This window comes from Nitrospira sp. (assembly GCA_030653545.1).
Lineage (GTDB): Bacteria > Nitrospirota > Nitrospiria > Nitrospirales > Nitrospiraceae > Nitrospira_D.
Window position 1 is genome coordinate 63,469 of sequence record JAURZE010000012.1, and the last position, 20,766, is coordinate 84,234.

The 20,766-nt window shown below is 59.9% G+C and carries 18 protein-coding genes; 17 read left to right on the forward strand and 1 reads right to left on the reverse strand.

The genetic code is table 11. The annotated features are described in order from the left end of the window. Nucleotides 1-7: 7 nt before the first annotated feature. From nuoE to Q7U39_04100, 12 genes are all read left to right on the forward strand, one after another. Nucleotides 8-586: an NADH-quinone oxidoreductase subunit NuoE gene (gene nuoE, locus Q7U39_04045; GenBank protein MDO9117104.1), complete on the forward strand. Its 579-nt coding sequence runs from the start codon at nucleotides 8-10 to the stop codon at nucleotides 584-586. A gap of 88 nt (nucleotides 587-674) precedes the next feature. Next, a complete protein-coding gene (gene nuoF, locus Q7U39_04050; GenBank protein MDO9117105.1) occupies nucleotides 675-1,982 on the forward strand; it encodes an NADH-quinone oxidoreductase subunit NuoF in 1,308 nt (435 codons plus the stop codon). Between the two features lie 4 nt (nucleotides 1,983-1,986). Continuing rightward, nucleotides 1,987-4,653: an NADH-quinone oxidoreductase subunit NuoG gene (gene nuoG, locus Q7U39_04055; protein MDO9117106.1), complete on the forward strand. Its 2,667-nt coding sequence runs from the start codon at nucleotides 1,987-1,989 to the stop codon at nucleotides 4,651-4,653. A 45-nt stretch (nucleotides 4,654-4,698) separates the two neighbouring features. After that, the gene (nuoH, locus tag Q7U39_04060; protein MDO9117107.1) at nucleotides 4,699-5,775 is read left to right on the forward strand and encodes an NADH-quinone oxidoreductase subunit NuoH; all 1,077 of its coding nucleotides are present in this window, start codon (nucleotides 4,699-4,701) and stop codon (nucleotides 5,773-5,775) included. A 14-nt stretch (nucleotides 5,776-5,789) separates the two neighbouring features. Further along, nucleotides 5,790-6,350, forward strand: coding sequence for an NADH-quinone oxidoreductase subunit NuoI (nuoI, locus tag Q7U39_04065; protein MDO9117108.1), 561 nt, complete (start codon nucleotides 5,790-5,792; stop codon nucleotides 6,348-6,350). A gap of 100 nt (nucleotides 6,351-6,450) precedes the next feature. Further along, complete coding sequence (locus Q7U39_04070) at nucleotides 6,451-6,963, forward strand: NADH-quinone oxidoreductase subunit J (protein ID MDO9117109.1); 513 nt, start codon at nucleotides 6,451-6,453, stop codon at nucleotides 6,961-6,963. Next, nucleotides 6,960-7,265: an NADH-quinone oxidoreductase subunit NuoK gene (gene nuoK, locus Q7U39_04075; protein MDO9117110.1), complete on the forward strand. Its 306-nt coding sequence runs from the start codon at nucleotides 6,960-6,962 to the stop codon at nucleotides 7,263-7,265. Before Q7U39_04070 ends, nuoK begins: the two co-directional genes overlap by 4 nt. A gap of 7 nt (nucleotides 7,266-7,272) precedes the next feature. Beyond that, entirely contained in the window at nucleotides 7,273-9,168 is a 1,896-nt protein-coding gene (gene nuoL / locus Q7U39_04080) for an NADH-quinone oxidoreductase subunit L (protein ID MDO9117111.1), read from the forward strand. A 6-nt stretch (nucleotides 9,169-9,174) separates the two neighbouring features. Next, the gene (locus tag Q7U39_04085) at nucleotides 9,175-10,740 is read left to right on the forward strand and encodes an NADH-quinone oxidoreductase subunit M (GenBank protein ID MDO9117112.1); all 1,566 of its coding nucleotides are present in this window, start codon (nucleotides 9,175-9,177) and stop codon (nucleotides 10,738-10,740) included. Further along, complete coding sequence (locus Q7U39_04090; GenBank protein ID MDO9117113.1) at nucleotides 10,737-12,212, forward strand: NADH-quinone oxidoreductase subunit N; 1,476 nt, start codon at nucleotides 10,737-10,739, stop codon at nucleotides 12,210-12,212. The genes Q7U39_04085 and Q7U39_04090 overlap by 4 nt, the downstream gene beginning before the upstream one ends. Before the next feature lie 113 nt (nucleotides 12,213-12,325). Further along, a complete protein-coding gene (locus Q7U39_04095; protein MDO9117114.1) occupies nucleotides 12,326-13,183 on the forward strand; it encodes a YihY/virulence factor BrkB family protein in 858 nt (285 codons plus the stop codon). A gap of 287 nt (nucleotides 13,184-13,470) precedes the next feature. After that, nucleotides 13,471-14,826, forward strand: coding sequence for a hypothetical protein (locus Q7U39_04100; GenBank protein MDO9117115.1), 1,356 nt, complete (start codon nucleotides 13,471-13,473; stop codon nucleotides 14,824-14,826). 43 nt (nucleotides 14,827-14,869) lie between these two features. On the opposite strand, the gene Q7U39_04105 is transcribed toward Q7U39_04100, so the two are convergent. After that, nucleotides 14,870-16,021 carry a site-2 protease family protein gene (locus tag Q7U39_04105; GenBank protein MDO9117116.1) on the reverse strand — a complete coding sequence of 384 codons (1,152 nt, stop codon included), beginning with the start codon at nucleotides 16,019-16,021 and terminating at the stop codon, nucleotides 14,870-14,872. Between the two features lie 71 nt (nucleotides 16,022-16,092). Between Q7U39_04105 and Q7U39_04110 the strand changes: the two genes are divergently transcribed. The 5 genes from Q7U39_04110 to uvrC all read left to right on the forward strand — a co-directional run bounded on the left by Q7U39_04110 (nucleotide 16,093) and on the right by uvrC (nucleotide 20,522). Further along, complete coding sequence (locus Q7U39_04110) at nucleotides 16,093-16,806, forward strand: polysaccharide deacetylase family protein (protein ID MDO9117117.1); 714 nt, start codon at nucleotides 16,093-16,095, stop codon at nucleotides 16,804-16,806. Continuing rightward, nucleotides 16,803-17,279 carry a GNAT family N-acetyltransferase gene (locus Q7U39_04115; GenBank protein MDO9117118.1) on the forward strand — a complete coding sequence of 159 codons (477 nt, stop codon included), beginning with the start codon at nucleotides 16,803-16,805 and terminating at the stop codon, nucleotides 17,277-17,279. Before Q7U39_04110 ends, Q7U39_04115 begins: the two co-directional genes overlap by 4 nt. A gap of 4 nt (nucleotides 17,280-17,283) precedes the next feature. Further along, nucleotides 17,284-17,682 carry a VOC family protein gene (locus tag Q7U39_04120; protein MDO9117119.1) on the forward strand — a complete coding sequence of 133 codons (399 nt, stop codon included), beginning with the start codon at nucleotides 17,284-17,286 and terminating at the stop codon, nucleotides 17,680-17,682. Between the two features lie 87 nt (nucleotides 17,683-17,769). Then, nucleotides 17,770-18,639 (forward strand): diaminopimelate epimerase, encoded by an 870-nt coding sequence (gene dapF, locus Q7U39_04125; protein MDO9117120.1) that lies wholly within the window; start codon nucleotides 17,770-17,772, stop codon nucleotides 18,637-18,639. An 80-nt stretch (nucleotides 18,640-18,719) separates the two neighbouring features. Continuing rightward, on the forward strand, nucleotides 18,720-20,522 hold the full coding sequence (gene uvrC, locus Q7U39_04130; GenBank protein ID MDO9117121.1) for an excinuclease ABC subunit UvrC: 1,803 nt from the start codon (nucleotides 18,720-18,722) through the stop codon (nucleotides 20,520-20,522). Nucleotides 20,523-20,766 lie beyond the last annotated feature (244 nt).

Below are 20,766 nucleotides of genomic sequence, written 5' to 3' on the forward strand. Positions count from 1 at the left end.
GCGCAGCTTGGAACATCCTGGCCGCCACCTCAGTGAAGAGAAGTGGGGGGAGAAGGTGCTGAAGGAAAAGTACGGAAAAGAAATCGAGGAGATTCTCTCCCGGTACCCCGTGAAACGGTCGGCACTGATTCCATTGCTGTATCTCGCGCAACGTGAGCATGGCTACGTGACGGAAGCGGCGATGACGGAAATCGCCGGCTTGTTGAAGCTGACGCCGCCGCAGGTCTATGAGACCGCGACCTTCTACACGATGCTGAACCTCAAGAAGGTCGGCACACACCATATCCAGGTGTGCAAGTCGCTCATGTGTGCGCTGGTCGGCTCGGACACCGTGATCGGCTGGATCAAGACCAAGCTCGGAATCGCCCCCGGCGAAACAACGGCCGATGGTCTGTTTACACTGACCGCCGTCGAATGCCTGGCGGCCTGCGGCACCGCACCGATGATGCAGATCAACGACGACTATTATGAACGGCTGACGGAAGAGAAGGTCGACAAAATCCTGGCAGACCTCCGGACCAACGGAACCAGCCCGTTGAAAAGCGGCCCCTATATGTGGCCGGAATCAGCGAAACCGGGAGCGTGAAGCGTGAAGCGTATCTCGTCGTTCGCAAATAGGAACCGGTCCGGATCGCGCTTCACGAGCGACGCTTCACGAACAACGGGTTGTTGAGATGCCGAAACACGAACTGGTCCTTCTGAAAAATATGATGCAGCCCGGGTACACCGGGTCCTTGGCGGACTACGAAAAGACCGGCGGCTATCAGGCCATGCGCAACACGCTCGGCAAAATCGCACCGACCGACGTGACCACCACGGTCATGAAATCCGGTCTGCGCGGCCGGGGCGGCGCCGGTTTCCCGACCGGCGTGAAGTGGGGGTTTCTCCCGAAAGACTATCAAGGCCCGCGCTATCTCTGCTGCAATGCCGACGAAAGCGAACCCGGAACGTTCAAGGACCGGCAGCTCATGGAGCGGGATCCGCACCAGCTCCTCGAAGGCATTGTGCTGGCCTGCTACGCGATCGGCGCCCAATCCGCCTACATTTATATCCGCGGTGAAATGGTCCTCGGGTCCAAGATCCTGGAACGAGCCATCGGGGAAGCCCGCGCCGCCGGCTACATCGGCAAGAACATCCTCGGAACCGGCATCACCGTGGACGTCTGGGTCCATCGCGGCGCCGGCGCCTACATCTGCGGAGAAGAAACGGCGCTGCTCGAATCCTTGGAAGGCAAGCGCGGCCTCCCGCGAGTGAAGCCGCCGTTCCCGGCGACCCACGGTCTCTACAACAAGCCGACCGTCGTCAACAACGTCGAGACGCTGGCCAATCTGCCGCATATCCTGTCGCGCGGGCCGGAATGGTTCGCCTCCATCGGCTCGCCGCCCAAGAGCACCGGCACACGCGTCTTCTGCGTGAGCGGCCATGTGAAACGTCCCGGCAACTATGAATTGCCGATGGGTGTGACCATTCGCGAGCTGGTCTTTGAACATGCCGGCGGCATGCGGTCGGACAAGCCGTTGAAAGCCTTTATCCCGGGCGGGGCCTCGGCCCCCTTTCTGACACCCGATCATCTGGATGTGAAGCTGGATTTTGAGTCCGTCGCAGCGGCCGGGTCGATGCTCGGCTCCGGCGGAGTCACCGTCATGGAGGAAGGTACCAGTATGGTCTGGGCCGCACTCCGGTTGATGGAATTTTTCTATCACGAGTCCTGCGGCAAGTGCAGCCCCTGCCGGGAAGGCAGCTCCTGGCTCGTGCAGACCATGCGCCGGATTATGGCCAAACGCGGCCAGATGCAAGACCTTGAAACCCTCACAGATCTGTGCAAGAACATCGCGGGCCGCACGGTCTGCGCCTTCGGCGATGCCGAGGTATCGCCGATCATGAGCACGTTGAAACATTGGCGGCACGAATACGTGACGTTGATTCACGAAGCCGAGGCGGCCAATTTAATCCGCCCGGAATCCGTCGAGACCAGACACTGAGACTATGCCGAATACGTCTGAAACAGTTCGCGTGACGATCGACGGCCACACCATTAGCGTGCCGAAAGGCACCCTGCTGATCGAAGCCGCGCGACGCGTCGGCGCGATGATTCCGCACTTCTGCTACCACCCCAAGCTCAAGCCGGACGCCAACTGCCGCATGTGCTTGGTCGAAATTGAGAAGATGCCCAAGCTCCAAACGGCCTGCAGCACGCCGGTCGCGGAAGGCATGAGCGTCCGGACCGCGACGACGGTCGTGAACGACGCCCATAAATCCGTGCTGGAATTCATTCTGGCGAATCATCCGTTGGACTGCCCCGTCTGCGACCAGGGCGGGAAGTGCGACCTGCAGGACTTTTCGCATCAGTACACCGCGACGACGAGCCGGTTCACCGAGACGAAACGCATTTTCCAGAAGGAATACTTCAGCCCGCTGATCGAAACGCAGATGAACCGCTGCGTGCAGTGCCTGCGCTGCGTCCGGTACTGCGACGAAATAATGGATGTCAAAGCCCTAGCCCCGGTCGGCCGCGGGACGATGACGGAGATCAAGCATTTCGGGGCCCATCCGCTGGATTGCGAGTTCTGCGGAGGCTGCGTGCAGATCTGTCCGGTCGGCGCGATCACCAGTCGCCTGTCCATGTATGAATACCGGCCCTGGATGCTGAAACGGGCCGAGACGATCTGCGGCTATTGCGGCGACGGGTGCCAGATCACCGTCCAGACCAAGACCAATCAGCTGATCGAGGTCAACTCCGCCTACGGCGCCGGACGCAACAACGGCGATCTCTGCGCCAAGGGGTTCTTCGGCTTTCACGCCACCAGCCACCCCGAGCGGCTCACGCATCCCTTGATCCGCAAGAACGGCACCCTGGTGCAGACCACCTGGGAAGAGGCGCTGGAGTTCATTGCCGAGCAAGCCGGCCGGATCAAACAGACGCACGGCGGCCAGGCCTTCGGCGGTCTGATCACCGGCCGATGCACGAATGAGGAGCTGTATCTCTTCCAGAAATTCATGCGGCTGACACTCGGCACCAACCATCTCGACAGCAGCGCCCGGTACGGGCAGATGAACAGCATACAGGCCATGCGCCGGGTGCAGGGGACGACTCGCTGGACCGTGACCTTCGAGGATCTCGGAGCCGCCGATGTCCTGTTACTGGTCGGCACGAACATCACGGAAACGAATCCGATCACCGGGCTTGCCATCAAAGAAGCGGTCAAGAAACGACAGGCGACGCTGGTCACCATCGAATCGCTGCTACCGGCGATCGGCACGATCAGCAACATCGCGAATCTCTCGCAGCACCATTTCTGCGTATCACCCACGCTGTTCCGTACCGCCATCCTCGGCTTGCAGAAAGCCGTGGTCGAACAGAATCTGGTGACCGCTGACCTGACGCAACAACGCGCGAGCTTCGTCACGGCCGTCACGGCACGGTTGCAACCACTGTCCTGGCAGGATATCCAGGCCGCCACGGGAGCAGGCCAGGAAGCCTATGCCGCCGCCGCGCAGGCGCTGGCCAAAGGGAAGCGCGTCGTCGTCGTCACCGGACAGGGCCTCTTGCGCAACGACCAGGGCTATGCCGGCGCCATGAATCTGCTGGATCTGCTGCTCCTCCTGGGGAAGCTCGATCAGCCGGGATGCGGGCTGGCTCCGCTGGCGGAAGAAAACAACGACCAGGGCGCGATTGAAATGGGCGCGGTCGCCGAATTCCTGCCGGGTCCGGTCGATGTAACCGATACAAGCGGACGAGACCGGGTCGTGGATATCTGGAAAGAAGCGCCACCGTCTACTGCTGGCCATACACTGATCGACATGCTGGCCCACGCCAAATCCGGCCAGCTTAAAGCGATGTTCATCGTCGGCGAAAACCCTCTGGCCAGCCTGCCGGCTCCGCTAGAAGTGCGCGAGTCGCTCGACAAGCTGGAACTGCTGGTTTGCCAGGAACTCTTCTTGACCGACACCGCCGCACTGGCCCATGTCGTCCTGCCGGTCTGTTCGTCGCTCGAAAAAGACGGCACCTTTACCAATACGGAAGGTCACGTCCAGGCGGTCCGACAGACCGTCGAGCCGGTCGGCGAAGCCCGTCCGGATTGGGAAATCTTCTCCGCCCTCTCGGGGTTGCTCGGGACCCCGCTGGACTATAGCGAGAGCCGTGAAATCCTGAAGGAGATTCGCGGTCTGATCCCGGGATACGGCTCCTTAGGACCGGCTCCGGTCCCTGCGAAAGTCGATCGCGCGACCATGGATCGCTATCTCAGCCAGGGCTTTGAACGCGATCTCGCCGAACGCTATCAGATGCCACGCACACCGTCCCGGCCGGACGGGACCGTACAGATTGAACTCGTGCAGAGCTTGTTCCACTCGGGCAAGTTGTCGACCAAGTCGAAGGGGCTGATCCAAATCGAAGGCCGAAGCTCGTTGCGCCTCAGCCCACGCGATGCCGTTCGTTTTGGCCTGGTCGACGGCAACCGCGTCCGTCTCTCGAATTCGCAGGGCGAAGTGACCGCGGAAGTCAAAGTCGCGGACCGGGTGCCGGAAGGCCATGCCTGGTTCCCGGACCATTTCAGCCAGGAAGTGAATAGACTGTTTGCCTGTGTCGTTGATACCGAGACCAAGGTGCCGTATATCCGGACCACCTCGGTCTCGATGGTGAAAGTGTCGTGAGAAAACTGTGTCGATGTTGACGGTCGCTAATCCAGGGGTGTCATCGTGACTGAACTCAGCTTGCGTCTCGCTGTCTCGCTCGCACAAATCGCCGCGGTCATGGGCATTGTGATGCTCACCGTGATGATCCTGACGCTCGCCGAGCGGAAAGTGCTCGGATGGATGCAGGATCGGATGGGCCCCATGGAAGTCGGCCCCTACGGCATTCTTCAGCCGATCGCCGACGGCCTGAAGCTCTTCTTCAAAGAAGACATCGTCCCGGCCGGCGCCAATAAGTTCCTGTTCAGCCTCGCGCCGATTCTGGCGATGGTCTCTGCGTTGATCGGCTTTGCGGTTATTCCCTTCGGCCCCGATCAGACGATCGAGGTCTTCGGCATCACGATCAAGCCTTTCATCATCAGCGACATCAACATCGGGATTCTCTACATTCTGGCCTTTGCCTCGATCGGCGCCTACGGGATCATCCTGGGCGGCTGGGCCTCCAACAGCAAGTACTCGCTGCTCGGCGGACTCCGGTCGGCGGCGCAGATCATCAGCTACGAATTGAACGTCGGCCTGGCCATCGTGGGCGTCCTCATCATGGCCGGCTCGCTCAGCCTGGTGAAGATCACCGACGCGCAGGCGGGCGGTTTCTGGCATTGGTACGTGTTCGCCTTTCCGGCTCCGCAGATTTTCGCATTCGTCGTGTACGTGATTTCAGCCGTCGCGGAAACGAACCGCGTGCCCTTCGACCTGCCCGAAGCCGAAAGCGAGCTGGTGGCCGGCTTCTTCACCGAATACAGCGGCATGCGGTTCGCGTTCTTCTTCATCGCGGAATACGCCAACATGGTGTTGGTCTCCTGCGTCGCCGCAGCCCTGTTCCTCGGCGGATGGAATGCGCCCTATCCCGGCACCATTCTCGCGCATATCGGACTGGAGCCCTTCGCCTGGATCGAAGGGGTGGCTTGGTTCACGGTGAAAGTGTACGGATTCCTGTTTCTGTTCTTCTGGCTGCGCGCCACGCTCCCGCGTCTGCGCTACGACCAGCTGATGAAATTCGGCTGGAAGGTCATGCTCCCGATCGCGTTGGCCAACATCGTGGTGACCGCCATCGCGATGTACATCTATAACCAGTTCAAGTAAGACCGCCGACGACTATGGCCCAGGCAACGACGACAGAGCGCTTCCTCGGTTGGCTCAAGACCATGACGTTCTACGAACTCCTGGTCGGGATGAAAGCCACGATGTCGCATCTCATTCACTACAAGCCCATCACGCTGCAGTACCCGCATGAAAAGCGGACCCTGCCGGACAACTACCGCGGCATGCTTGCGCTCCTGCGCTACGACGACGGGACGGAGAAATGCGTCGGATGCGACCTCTGCGAAGCCGCCTGCCCGTCGCGCGTGATTCGTGTCGTGAGCGCGGAAGTTCCGGAGGAGCCTACGAAGCGCTACTCCAAAGAATATTACATGGACATGACCCGCTGCCTGTTTTGCGGCATGTGCGTCGATGCCTGTCCGGTCGATGCGCTTGCCATGACCAGAGAGTTCGAGTGGGCGGTCTACGACAAGCGCGACCTCCAGTTGAACAAACAGCAACTGCTCGCCATCGGCGACCGGTCGTTCCCCGTCCGCGAGAAGCGGCTGGAACTCCAGCACCCGAACGTCGCCTTCTTTAATGTGGCGTTCAAGCACGTGCCGCAGAAACCGAATTGAGGCCGGGCCGTTGATGGGGCCCCGGCTCTCACGCGGGGCCGCCGGGCTGTGATGAATCTGTGCCCGTCAGACGACTGGGCACGGCCCTAGAGGAAACGACGTGGACCACTTGTTTTTTGGATATTTCGCCGGCGTGATCGCTCTGACGGCCCTGCTCGTCGTGGCGTTCAAGAATCCGATTTACAGCGCCCTCTCGCTGCTCATCATGTTTTTCCACGTCGCAGGGCTGTACGTGACGCTGCACGCCGAATTTCTGGCCGCCGTTCAGATCATTGTCTATGCCGGCGCCATCCTGGTCCTGTACCTTTTCGTCGTCATGCTGCTCAACCTCAAGACGGACGATCGCTATCACAGTCAGTGGCGGGCCGCCGCATTTGTCGGCGGGCCGTTGCTCGTCGAATTCTTCGTGCTCCTGGCCGGCAGCCTGTCCGCTCCGCCTGCCGCCTTGCCTCGGGTGGATATCGAGACCGGAGACAACACGCTGGCGATCGGAGAAACCCTCTTTTCGACCTACTTATTTCCGTTTGAAGTAGCCTCGCTCATCCTGCTGGTGGCCATGATCGGCGCCATCGTGCTGGCGAAGCGAGAAGTCCCGGAGACGCCTGCGTCATGACGATCCCGATTACCTACTATCTGGTCTTGAGCGCCATCGTCTTTCTGACGGGCCTGGTGGGGGTGCTCATCCGCCGCAACATCATCGCGATTCTGCTGTCGGTGGAATTGATGCTGAACGCCACGAACATCAACTTCGTGGCCTTCTCCGAACATCTGCGCGATCTGGGCGGACAGGTCTTCGTCTTTTTCGCCCTCACCGTGGCGGCCGCCGAAGTGGCGGTCGGATTGGCGATCATCATCGCGCTGCACCGGTCCAAAGACACGATCAACGTAGAGCAGTTCAATTTGCTGAAGTGGTAACTCGACGATGTATGCGCTGATTCCATTGCTCCCGCTGGCCGCCTTTCTCGTTCTGGGCCTGGCCGGCAACCGTATCAAGGAACGCGCGCACCTCGTCGCCGTGCCGGCGGTGGTCCTGTCGTGGTTCCTCTCCATGTTCGCATTCTTTGAAGTGGCCCAGGGCGCTCCGATCAACCAACCGCTCTATACCTGGCTGACGTCCGGCCATCTCGACGTCCACATCGGACTCTATCTCGACCGCCTGACCGTCGTGATGCTCCTGCTGGTCACGACCGTCAGTTCGCTCGTCCACATCTACACCATCGGCTACATGCACGGGGATGCGGGCTATGCCCGCTTCTTCAGCTACATCGCCCTGTTCACGTTCTCGATGCTGATGCTGGTGCTGGCGGACAACTTGTTACAGTTGTTCGTCTTCTGGGAAGCGGTCGGGCTCTGCTCGTATCTCTTGATCGGCCATTGGTATGAACGCGCCCCGGCCTGCGCCGCCGCGACCAAAGCGTTTCTCGTCAATCGCGTGGGAGACTTCGGCTTCATGCTGGGCCTCCTGCTGGTCTGGTACTCCTTCGGCTCGCTGAACTATCTGGACATTTTTCCCGCAGCCCATGAAGCGGCCAACCTGACGATGAATGTGCTGGGCCCCTTCGGCGGAACCTGGAATGTGTCGGTATTTACGTTGATCTGCCTGCTGTTGTTTACGGGCGCCGTCGGCAAATCGGCGCAGGTGCCGCTGCATGTTTGGCTGCCGGATGCCATGGAAGGCCCGACACCCATTTCTGCGTTGATTCATGCCGCCACGATGGTGACCGCCGGCGTCTTCATGGTGGCCAGACTGGCTCCCCTCTACAACTTGTCGCCGACCGCCATGACCGTGGTCGCGCTGGTCGGAGCCGCCACGATGGTGCTCGGCGCGACCATCGCGTTGACCCAGACCGACATCAAACGCGTCGTTGCTTACTCGACCGTCAGCCAACTCGGCTACATGGTCATGGCCTGCGGTCTCGGCGCCTACGGCGCCGGCATGTACCATTTGCTGACGCACGGCGCCTTCAAGGCCTTGCTCTTCCTGGGCTGCGGCTCGGTGATCATCGCGCTCCACCATGAACAGGATATGCGCCACATGGGCGGCCTGAAAGACAAGCTGCCGGTCACCTACTGGACGTTCATCGTCGGCTCGCTGGCATTAGCCGGCTTTCCGTTAACCGCCGGCTTCTTCAGTAAGGACGATCTGCTGATCTCGGCCTGGTCCTCCGGCCCCCTTGGTCAAGTGCTCACCGTACTGGGATTGCTGACGGCCCTGATGACCGCGTTCTATAGCTTCAGGCTGGTCTTCGTCACGTTCTGGGGTCCCTCCCATGTCGACAAGAAGCACGCCAAGCATGTGCATGAGCCGTCGAACACAATGACCTTTCCGCTGATCGTACTCGCCGTCTTGAGTATCGCGGCCGGTTATGTCGGGATCCCCGAATTTCTCGCCCCGGTGTTTGGCCACGGCGAAGCCGCCGCAGCCCATCACGGCGATGCTGGCTTTGCGATCATGATCGTCGCCACCCTCATGGGTCTGACGGGGATTGCCGGAGCCTATTATGTCTACGTGTTGAATCCACAGCTGCCGGATCAATTCGCTAGCCGGTGGAAAGCGTTGTACGAAGGCTCGTTGAATAAGTGGTATGTGGACGAGGCCTATGATCGCGCGTTCGTGAAGCCGACATTGGCGGTCGCCACCGACATGTGGAAGCGGATCGACGTGGCCGTGATCGACGGCGCAGTGAACGGCATCGCCCGCGGGATCGCCTGGGGCGGATGGCTGTTGCGCCTGGTTCAAAGCGGACAGACGCAGCACTATGCGCTCGCGATGGCGCTCGGCATGGTCATTTTGGTGACGGTCTTTTTGGTGTTCTGAGGTCCTATGCAATCGGGCGGATTTCCCTGGCTGACATTGCTGATCTTCCTGCCGCTGGCAGGCGCGGCCGCGCTGTTCTTCGTCAAGGAGACCAATGTCCGGATGGTGGCCCTAGGGGTCACGATCGCCAATTTGCTGATCTCGCTCCCCCTCTGGTGGCTGTTCGACGCCTCATCGAGCCAGATGCAGTTTGCCGAGAATGTGGTATGGATCACGTCACCGCCCATTCATTACCACTTGGGATTGGACGGGATCAGCCTGCCGCTCATTTTGATGACGACCCTGCTCATGCCGCTCTGCGTGGCGATTTCCTGGCGTTCGATCGACCAGCGGGTTAGCAGCTTCATGGCCATGCTGCTCATCATGGAAGGCGCCATGATCGGCGTCTTCGCGGCGTTGGATTTTGTGCTCTTCTATGTGTTCTGGGAAGCGATGCTGATCCCGATGTATCTTCTCATCGGAGTGTGGGGCGGACCGAATCGGCTCTACGCCGCCATCAAGTTCTTCCTGTATACGCTGGCCGGAAGCATCCTGTTATTAGTGGCGATTCTGGCCCTGTATTTCCAGGGCGGCCACACCTTCGACATCGTGCAACTCAGCCAGCAAGCCTATTCACCCAGGCTTCAGTTCTGGCTCTTCATCGCATTCTTTGCCGCCTTTGCGGTGAAGGTCCCGATGTTTCCGTTCCACACCTGGTTGCCGGACGCCCACGTCGAAGCGCCGACCGCCGGCAGCGTGATCCTCGCGAGCGTCCTGTTGAAGATGGGCACCTATGGGTTTCTGCGATTCAGCCTGCCCATGCTCCCGGACGCCTCAAAAGACTTCACACCCATGATCGTGGCCCTGTCGATCATCGCCATTGTGTACGGCGCCTATATGGCCCTGGCCCAGGCGGACCTGAAGAAACTCATCGCCTACTCCAGCGTGAGCCACATGGGGTTTGTGACGCTCGGCCTCTTCATGTTCAATCAGCAAGGCATCGAAGGCGCCGTGATGCAGATGGTCAACCACGGCATCACCACCGGCGGCCTCTTCCTCTGCGTGGGCGTGATCTACGAACGGACGCATAGCCGGCAGATTGCCGACAATGTCGGGCTGACAAAACCGATGCCGCAGTATGCGACGCTGCTGGTGATTTTCTCCCTCTCTTCGCTGGGCCTTCCCGGCACCAACAGTTTTGTGGGTGAATTCCTGGTGTTGGTCGGCACGTTCCTCTGGAGCAAGATCGCGGCGGCCCTCGCTTCGATCGGGATCATCTTAGCCGCAGCCTACATGCTTTGGATGGTCCAGCGTGTCGCTTTCGGGATCCCATCGCCTCAGCAATTGCCGAAATTGACCGACCTGAATCGGCGCGAGATGGCGACACTGATTCCGCTCGTCGTATTGGTCTTCTGGATCGGCTTATTTCCAAATCCGATTCTGAGCCGTATGCACGCCTCGGTCTCCAATGTCGTCGCCCGCGCAACGCATGGCCCGCAGGAGTCTCCGACCTCAACCGGTCAGATCACCCCAGTCGTCGAGCCGGTTCCGGCTCCCCAGACCGTACAGTCGATGGAGGCCCCACGCCCATGATGCTCTCGGCACACGATCTGTTCGCGATTCTGCCGGAGTTACTGGTCGTCTTCGCCGCCTGTGCGGTCCTGGCCCTGGACCCGATCACACCCTCGTCCAAGAAAGACGGCCTGGCCTGGCTCAGCCTGGGCACCATGGCCATTTGCATGGGATTGACCGCCGCGCGTTTCGGCTCGCCGACGACGGCCTTCGGCGGGCTGGTGGTGATCGACAATTATTCCTGCTTCTGGAAGCTGCTCCTCTATTTCGTGACCGGATTGACGATTCTGCTGTCCTTCCCGTATCTGAAAGAGGAACGCATCTATCTCGGCGAGTACTATGGATTCATCCTCCTCGCCCTCTCCGGCATGATGGTCATGGTCTCAGGCGCCGATCTGCTGACCATCTACCTCGGCACCGAACTCATGTCTCTCTCCCTCTATGTCATGGCCGGCCTCAAGCGGGGAGAGGCGAAGTCGCTCGAAGCCTCGGCCAAGTACTTTGTGCTCGGGGCCTTTTCATCCGGCATTCTGCTTTATGGAATCTCGCTGCTGTACGGATCGGCCGGCAGCACGCAACTCCCGGCCATCGCCGCCGCGATCGCCGGACGGAGCCTGGACGATCCCTTGCTCCTCTTCGCCACGATCCTCATCGCCGTAGGGTTCAGCTTCAAGCTGGCCGTCGTGCCCTTCCATATGTGGACGCCGGACGTGTACCAGGGCGCCCCAACCTCCGTCACGGCTTTTATGGCGGTGGCCTCGAAAGCCGCCAGCTTCGGCGCCTTCATGCGGGTCTTCGTCGAAGGACTCGGCGGCGTGCGGGCCAACTGGTCGTTGATGTTCCTGCTGCTCTGCATTGGAACCCTGATCCTGGGCAACATCGTCGCGCTCGTGCAAACGAACGTGAAACGCATGCTCGCCTATTCGAGCATTGCCCACGCAGGCTATGCCCTGATCGGCGTCGTGGCCGCCGGCCGACTGGCTCCGGCGGAAGCCTCATCCGCCGTTTCAAGCGTCATGCTCTATATTGCCCTGTACGCCTTCATGACCTTCGGCGCCTTTACCATCATTGCGATGTTGCGGAAGGGCGGCCTGGAGGGCGATGAGATCGAAGATTTCAGCGGCCTGGCAAAACGCCACCCGTTCGCCGCGCTCCTCATGATGGTCTTCATGGTTTCACTGGCCGGCATCCCGCCGACGGCCGGCTTCATCGGTAAATTCTATGTCTTCATGTCGGCCGTACAGGCAGGACTCACATGGCTGGCGGTACTGGCCCTGGTCTTTGCGGCAATCTCTGCCTATTTCTACCTGCGGCTGGTGATGGTGATGTACATGCGGGAACCGGAAGCGGTCACCGCACTATCGCCCAGGTTTGTGTCATCCCCGGCTCTCTCCATTGTGCTGGCCTGTGCCATCGCAGGTGTGGTGTTCTTCGGATTCTATCCCGATCCGATTGTGAACCTGGCTACCCAAGCCGCCCTCACGCTGAAATAGCGCTTCCGGTTCACCAAATAGGGTGCGCCCCGGGGAAACCCGTGCTAGGCTGACGTTCGTCGAGAGACAACGCTGCGCCAGACACGCCCATCGCACGCATCCTGGACTGAAACATGATGCAAGCCGTCCGGTTTATTCTCGATCTACTCAAAGCCTTCCAGCGCCACGGCTGCGCCAGCCTGGCAGCCTCTTTGGCGTTTTTCTCACTCCTCTCCCTCTTTCCCCTCGTGTTTCTACTGCTCTACGGCATCAGCTTTCTCGTGAGCCAAGATGTGATCGGCGAGCAGTTCCTCTTGAGCTTTCTGAAAGGCTTTCTCCCGTCGCTGGGTGAGCGCCTGGCTGAAGAGCTGCATCGCATCAGCGTGCTGGAAAGCGTGCGGTGGGCCGTCTTTCTGTCGTTCGCCTGGTTCGGAGCCCTGGTGTTTTACGAATTGGACTACGCGCTGAATGTTGTCTTCGAAAGCACCTGGAAACGTCATCCCCTGATCTCGACGGCGATTTCAGTCGCCTCACTGGGTGCCACCGGCCTGCTTCTGATCATTTCCTATGTGGCGACACAGATTATCAATTTCCTGACCAGCTACGTTCCTCAGCTGTGGGGACTGGATCTGGTGGCGCTGGCCGCGCATGATTTTCTGCTGACCTACACCATCCCCTTCGGCCTGGCCTTTTTGACCGTCACCGGTTTGTACCGGTTCGTCCCGCGCCGGCCCCCGCAATGGCGGGAAGCCATGATCGGCGGCATCACGTTCGGCCTGCTGTGGGTGGCGGCCAAACTGCTGTTCGTCACCTATAGCGGCTATGCCACGGTCTATGTGCGGCTGTACGGTTCACTCCTGGAGATCGTCCTCATGCTGCTGTGGGTCTACTACTCGGCCGTCCTGCTGCTTTTCGGCGCGGTCGTGGCCCACAAGCTCCAGCAGCATGCCCAGGCCACTCCCCCTCCAACGGCTCCACCCGCGGCTGCCTAGTCACTGCCAAATCCAGCGGGATGCTCAAAAAGTTTGTCCAGCAAGGCCGCAGCGAGTGAAGGGCCGAGGAGGTACAGACCAAGCTTCGCTTGATCCGCTCGCTTCGATCATCTGCGAGCGGAGAGGTCCTTTGCCTCACGTAATATTCTCCGTACGTTGAGGGTCTGAACGATGCGAGAACGCCGCTGGCGGACTTTTTCAGCATCCCGCCAATGCAACTTCCGGCCTTTTCCTAGGCGATCCCTTCCTTCCTCGATACAATGGCTTCCGGCCATAAAAGGAGCGGCATGTCGGACGACTTCGGCAAAGAACTGTTAATGCTGGGCGGGACCATCGCGGGCTTTGTGGCAGCGTTGCTCACGGTCCTCGAAAAGATCCTCGACTTTCAGACCCGTATGCACGGCAAGAAAGAGGCGAAGGGATCGTCCCGGCCTGAGCGAGCCGTGCCAGAATCGCCCTCCACCATCGACTTCTTCTCTTCCAAACCCCTGCGTGGATCGTCCTATCTCCTCTTGTATGAAACCAGTGTGATCGTCGCCGCCGGCGTCTTGTTGAACTATGTCGGTCTCACGCTCAGCCGCCATATGGAAAGCATTCTCTTCCTGGATATGACCGGCACGGCCCTGGTCGCATTTCTCTTGGGCCCTTGGTGGGGCGCGATCGTCGCGCTGCTCTCGAACTCCGTCGTGAACTGGCTGCTGTATCCGGAAGCCGGCGCCGATGTCGTGATCTTCCCCTGGTCGCTCGTGAATATGACCGGCGCACTCTTCTGGGGCGTCATGGCGAGACAACCTGGTTTCCAAAAGTATGTGCGGACGGCCAAGAGCTCCGCCCTGGCCCATAGCTGGTTTCTGTTGAGTTTCGGGCTCGTCGGGGCAGTGGTCATGAGCATCCCCGGCACACTCGTGCAGGCAGCCCTGAATGAACGCACCGTCTTCGCGTTGAATCCTGAGGTGGCGGAAGCACTCAGCGCGCGCGTGATCCAGTGGGAAACCGTCGTGCGAGGTTCCATTGAGACGATGCTGGGCGTGCAATGGGGAGAGAGCATCAGCTGGTATGTAGTGAACTGGTTCCAGAACATTGTCCGGTACATTCCGGACAAGACCATGAGCGCGGCCATCGCGCTCGTGGTGCTGAAGTACGGCTATCCGTTGTTTGAGCAGGAATTGATCCATGGCGGCCCTGAAAAAGAACCGCCCGGCGATGAGCGTGTGCTGCCGTTGGTCCTCGGCCTGCTCTATGCGCCGTCCTATGCGACGCTTATCAGCAGCGAGAGCTATGCCGGCATGCAGTTCTGGCCGCTTTGGTCGCTGCCCTGGCTCTTTATTGTGATGGGCTACTTCAAGCTGCGCTATTGGGGGGCGACGGATGAGATGTTACACGAAGCCCGCCTCGAACGCGCGGAGCGCTATGCCCGCGCACTCAAACCGATCGGGAAGGAGCCGTCCTATGAATTCTGCCGGCGACTGACCTTCGTGACGCTCGTCGCCAGCCTTATCTTTGCCCTGTGCCTGCCCATCCTTTTAATGGACTTCTATCGCGTCACCTTCAAATTCTTCTGCGTGGTCTACGGCTTTCTGCTCGTCGTTCACCTCATCCGCGTCGCCATCGCCCAGAATATTTCCGTGGCAAGATCGGAGTGAGCGGTGACGCGTCGTCCGTATCGCGTCACACGCAAGAGTGACGTTACGCTTTGTGCAGCTGTAGGTAATGCACGATCGCTGAATGGGTGACGAGCCCGATGACCTGGCCCTCTTGCACGACGACCAAGCGATCCAGTCCTTCCTGACTCATCCGCTGCATCGCCTCCAACACCGGCACATTCGGTTCAATCGTCAAACCGGGCGACGTCGGACGCATGATCTGTCCAATCTGCTTCCACGCCCAGAGCGGTTGGGCTACGGCTTGGATGTCAGTCACGGTGACGAGGCCGACCAACTCCCCGTTTGAAACGACGGGAAATCCTCCGTACCCATGCGGGACAAAAAACTGGTTCACGGCGTCTTCGACCGTGCACGCCGGTGGAATCACCACGACGGTCCGTACCATGAGATCGTGAACGGGAACGGCTGCCAATGACTGGCGCAAGCGGGCCTGCCGACGACTGGCCAGCGCGGTCGCGAAGAGGAACGTGGCCACGAGGATGATCCAGCTGCCGTCGGAGGCCATTGATCCCGGCAGATCCCCGCTGAGCGCGGCGATGACGACCATCACGCCGGCCAATCCGAATAAGACGCCGAATACCAGCCCGACCCACGAGGCTTGGACGGTCGCCCGATAGAAATCCTTCCCCCAAGCCCAGAGCCCGGCGCGCAAGACCCGGCCACCATCCAGCGGGAATCCTGGAATCAAATTGAACAGACCGAGTTGTAGATTCACAAATCCCAACAGGCTGCCGAGCATCATCAATCCTCGCCATCCGGTAGCCTCGCCGGCCAGTCCGGCCAACTCCACCGCTCCCAGGCACAACGCACCGAGCGCCACGCTCACGGCCGGACCGGCAATGGCGATCAGAAATTCCGCGCGCGGGTGCGGCGGCTCCTCCCGCATATGCGCGACGCCGCCGAAGATGAAGAGCGTGATTTGGCTGATGGCGATCCGATAGGTCAACGCGACGTAGGCATGTCCCAACTCATGGAGCAGGACGGACCCGAACAACAGAACTGCCGCGACGGCCCCCATCGCCCAGTAGCGCTCTTCGGACAATCCGGGTAGATTGGCCGGCAAATATCCCGAGGCCAGGCTGGAGGTCACCAGGAAAAAGACGAGAAACCAGGACGCATGGACGCGAATGGGAATGCCCAGCGCACGACCGATTTCCCAAGAGCCCAGTTGCATGCCTGCACCGTAACAGCGAACGCCGCACGCGGTCAATTTATCTTCACTCGGCTTGAGGTATACTTGTGCGCATGTCACCCAGAACGTTCCCATGGATATTGAGCGCCCTCCTCATTGGAAGTCTGGGAGCATGGCCGTCTTCCGACGCGATGGCCCAGGTCATCAAATCAGGTCCGCCCTCCTGCCCGGGCATCGCGCTGACGTTCGATCTCTGTCCCGTAAGAAAAAGCCCAGGCTATGACCAGGCGCTGGTCGACTACCTGATCCAACACCAAATCCCCGCTACGTTCTTCATGTCCGGCAAATGGATTGCGAAGCATGACGCCGAAGTGGAGCATCTCCTGGGAATCCAATTCTTTGAAGTCGGCACCCACGGCGAAGTCCATGCGCATCTGCCCATGCACAATGCCGAGGAGCAGCAGAAAGAAATTCACGCCCCGGTCAGGCTCCTCAACGAGCACTATGCCCACGAGGCGACACTGTTTCGTCCTCCTTATGGGGAATATAACGACACTACGGTCGATGTCGTGAAACTCCTCGGCCTGCGTTTCATTCAATGGAGCATCGAGTCGGGCGATCCCGATCCGACGCTGACGGCGGACCAGATCCTGGCCCGCATCGAGAAACGCGCCAAACCCGGGAGTATCGTCGTGCTGCATGCCAACGGCAAAGGCAAGCAGACCAGAGCGGTGATAGAACGACTGACCACTGAGGTGCTCCCGCGAAAGTCGTTGAAACCTATGACCGTGAGCGAATTGTTGGCCTGCAAACAAAAGCATCCATGAGCACCCCCCACATCAGATCCATGCAGGCCGCCGACCGCGACGCTGTGGTGCAGTTCCTCGCGGACTCAGATCCATGGAAAACGCTGGGCTATACCAGCCCAGACTGGAACCGGATCTTTGCGCCGATCCCCCAGGGACGGGACGCAATTGTTGCCTTGGTGGCCGACAAAGTCGCAGGCGTGGCCCTCATCCGGGAAAAGTTTTTGCTGGGAGATTATCTGGAACTGCTCGGAGTGGCCCCATGGGCGAGACAATCCGGCGTCGGCGGGGCGCTCCTGGCTCACGTAGAGCACGCAGTCTTCGCGAGAACCAAGAACCTGTTTGCCTGCGTCTCCGATTTCAACGGACCGGCGAGGGCCTTCTACAAGAAACACGGTTTTCAGGAAATCGGCCCTATGCCGGACTTTTTGATACCAGGCAGCGCAGAAATGCTCCTGCGAAAAACGGCCGGACCGGCACGAAAAGGCGGATGATTCAATGAAAGTCACCAAACTTCTCCACACCAGAATGCGCGTCAGCGACATGGCACAGACCATCGCATTCTATACCGGCGTACTGGGCCTTGAGGTCATCGAACGGAAGACCTCGCCTCGCGGATCACACCTCGCCTTCTTGAAAGTGCCCAACAGCGACGAATTGATCGAACTCACCAGCTTTCCTCCGAGCGGGCCCGTGAAGGTGCAGGAAGATCTGGTCCATCTCGCCTTTCAGGTCGACAGCCTCGACGACACCATTGCCTCCCTGACAGCCAACGGCGTCAAGGTCACGGACGGCCCGACCCAGACATCGTCCGGCAGCCGCTTTCTCTTCATCGACGCCCCCGACGGCTATGAGATCGAGCTCATCGAACGGCCCCGCGGCGTAAAAATCGTCTAGCAGCACCAACCCCTTTTCCTGCTCTACTCCTTCGTGCTACGTTTCTCGCCCGACTCGATTCCAAAGACACTCAAGAGGAGCCTCTGCATGAAGAACGGATTTTTTCGCGGTCACGGCCTCGGTAACGACTACATTGTGATGGACCCCAAGGAGCTGACCTTCAAGCTCACGCCCAAGAACATCAAAGCGGTCTGCGATCGCAATTGGGGCCTGGGCAGCGACGGCATTCTCGGGCTCGTCCCGAGCAAGAAAGCCGATTTCGGCCTGCGCATTTACAACCCGGACGGCAGCGAAGCGGAGAAGTCCGGCAACGGCCTGCGCATTTTCGCCCGCTACCTGCATGCCACCGGAAAGACGAAGAAGAAACATTTTACCGTCGAGACGAAGGGCGGCCTCGTCACGATCGATTTGCACATCGATCGCCATGGCGATGCGAGTGCCGTGACCGTCGAGATGGGGCAGGCCACCTTCAAGCCGGCGGCCCTTCCCTGCACCATGGCCGTCGAGGAATTAATTCAGCAGCCGATCGACGCGGCCGGGCACACGTTGTCCTTCATGGGCGTGAGCGTCGGGAACCCCCATTGCGTAGTCTTCAAGCAGGCGGGAGAATCCTGGTCGCGCGAAGATCTCCTCAAGCTCGGCCCGGTTCTGGAGAACCACGCGCTCTTCCCAAAACGGACGAATGTCCAATTGGCCGTCCCGACCGGCCCCAAAGAGATCTTCATCTTGATCTGGGAGCGCGGCGCCGGAGAGACGCAAGCATCCGGATCCTCCTCCTGTGCCGCCGCCAGCGCGGCGGTTCGCCTGGGTCTGGTGAAGAGTCCGGTCACGGTCAAGATGCCGGGCGGCACGTTGAATATCGAAGTGGCGAAAGACTTTTCCCTCACGATGAAGGGACCGGTGGCCGAAGTCGCGCGCGGCACCCTGAGCCCGTCGTTCCTCCGCACGCTGAAGTAAGCGCAGCAGTTGCCGTCATTCGTCAAACGGGAAAATAAAGGACTGCGGTTCTTGCTATTCTTACGATTGACGGATGACGTATGACGACCGACTCACTCCAATCCAAACTCGATCACCTGCCAGACAACCCGGGCGTGTACCTCTTTAAGGACCAGTCCGGTGAATTGCTTTACGTCGGTAAAGCCGCCTCGCTCGCCGACCGTGTCCGTTCCTACTTTCAGCGCGGCGCGGACCATTCTCCGAAAACCACGCTGCTCGTCGGCCAGATTGCCGATCTCGAAACCATTGTCACCCGCTCGGAACTTGAAGCCCTCATCCTTGAGAGCAATCTCATCAAACGCCATCGGCCGCGGTTCAATGTGGTGCTGCGCGACGACAAGCAGTATCCCTACCTCCGTCTGCCGATCAAAGACCGCTTTCCACGGCTCTCCATCGTCCGCCGGGTCCAGAAGGACGGCGCGCTGTACTATGGCCCCTATACGCCGGCCGGCGCGCTCCGTGAGACCTTGAAGGTCATCAAGAAATCGTTCCCTCTCGCCACCTGCACGATCGACATCGACGGCACCGCCGAGCGGGCCTGCCTGGAATTTGAAATCAAGCGCTGCATGGCGCCCTGCACGGGGAACCAATCGCAGGAAGACTATTTCAAGATAGTCGGCCAGGTCCGCCAGTTCCTGGAAGGCCGCGACCATGAACTGCTGGACGATCTTCGCGCCCAGATGGAAGCGGCCGCCGAGCGGGAGGAGTTTGAGGAGGCAGCCCGACTGCGCGATCGACTCTTCAAAATCGAGCGCACGCTGGAGAAGCAACGCATCACCCAGACGGCGGCAACCGACCAGGATGTGATCGGCCTCGCGCGACAGGGCACCGCCGTTGATCTGCAATTGCTCTTTGTCCGAGGCGGGCTGCTCATCGGACGGAAAGATTTCTTCTGGCCGCAATCGGCCGATGTGAGCGATGAAGATCTGGTCCGGTCGGCCATCGAGCAGTTTTACAACAAAGACGGCCAGCCGCCCAAAGAACTGCTGGTGCCCACCGCGCTCGCCGACGCGGAACTGATCGAGCAATGGCTGAGCGACAAACGGGGCTCCGGCGTAAAGGTCCTCGCCCCGGAACGGGGGACGAAGCACCAATTGGTCCTGCTGGCGGAAGAAAATGCGGCGGCCTCGGCCGCCAACCATCTGCGCGATGAAGCGCTCGACAGGCAGGCGGTTGAAGATCTAAAGCGATTGCTGCATCTGGAGAAAGCGCCCCGGCGTATCGAGGGGTTCGACATCTCCAATACCATGGGCAATCAGTCGGTCGCCTCGATGATCGTGTGGGAAGACGGCCAGATGAAAAAGGCGGATTATCGTCGTTTCAAAATCCAGACGGTCATCGGCGCCAACGATTTTGCGAGCATGCAGGAAGTGGTAGCCCGGCGGTATGGAGACTCGGAACATCTCGCCCGACCTGACCTGATCCTGATTGACGGGGGCTTAGGACAATTGGCCGCCGCCATGGAAGGGCTGAAACAGGTCGGCCATGGAGATCAAGCCATCATGGGTCTCGCCAAGGCCCGTGGCGAAAAAGACGAGCGCATCTTTCTCCCCGGCCGCAAGAATCCTATCTTACTCAGACCGAATACCCCAGCCACGCACCTCGTCCAACGCATTCGGGACGAAGCCCACCGGTTCGCCATCACCTATCATCGCAAGCTGCGCGGCAAGGCCTTCACCGCGTCCAAGCTGGATCAGATCATCGGCATCGGCGAAATTACGCGCACCAAACTGCTCAAGGAATTCGGGAGTCTGGAGGGGATCGCTCAGGCCACGGATGCCGTTCTTCATGCCGCGGGATTGGCCCAGGAGACCATCGTCAAGCTCCGTTCCGCCTTGCCATAGGCACCATGCTCCCCAGACCTGTACTGGTATGGGAGCCTACATTTAGCCTCATGGCCTTACCCCTGATAGATCGAGCTGGATTTCATCCTTTCTATTGTGCTTAACTAGTGTAGTGATTCATGCTGTTCTTGTCTTATCCAGAGCGCTCTTGGCCCGATTCACTTTCGCTAAGATTTCCTGCGCGGATTTGGTCCACACAAAGGGGGTGGGCTGGGTATTGCGGTGGGTCATGTAGGCGTCAATC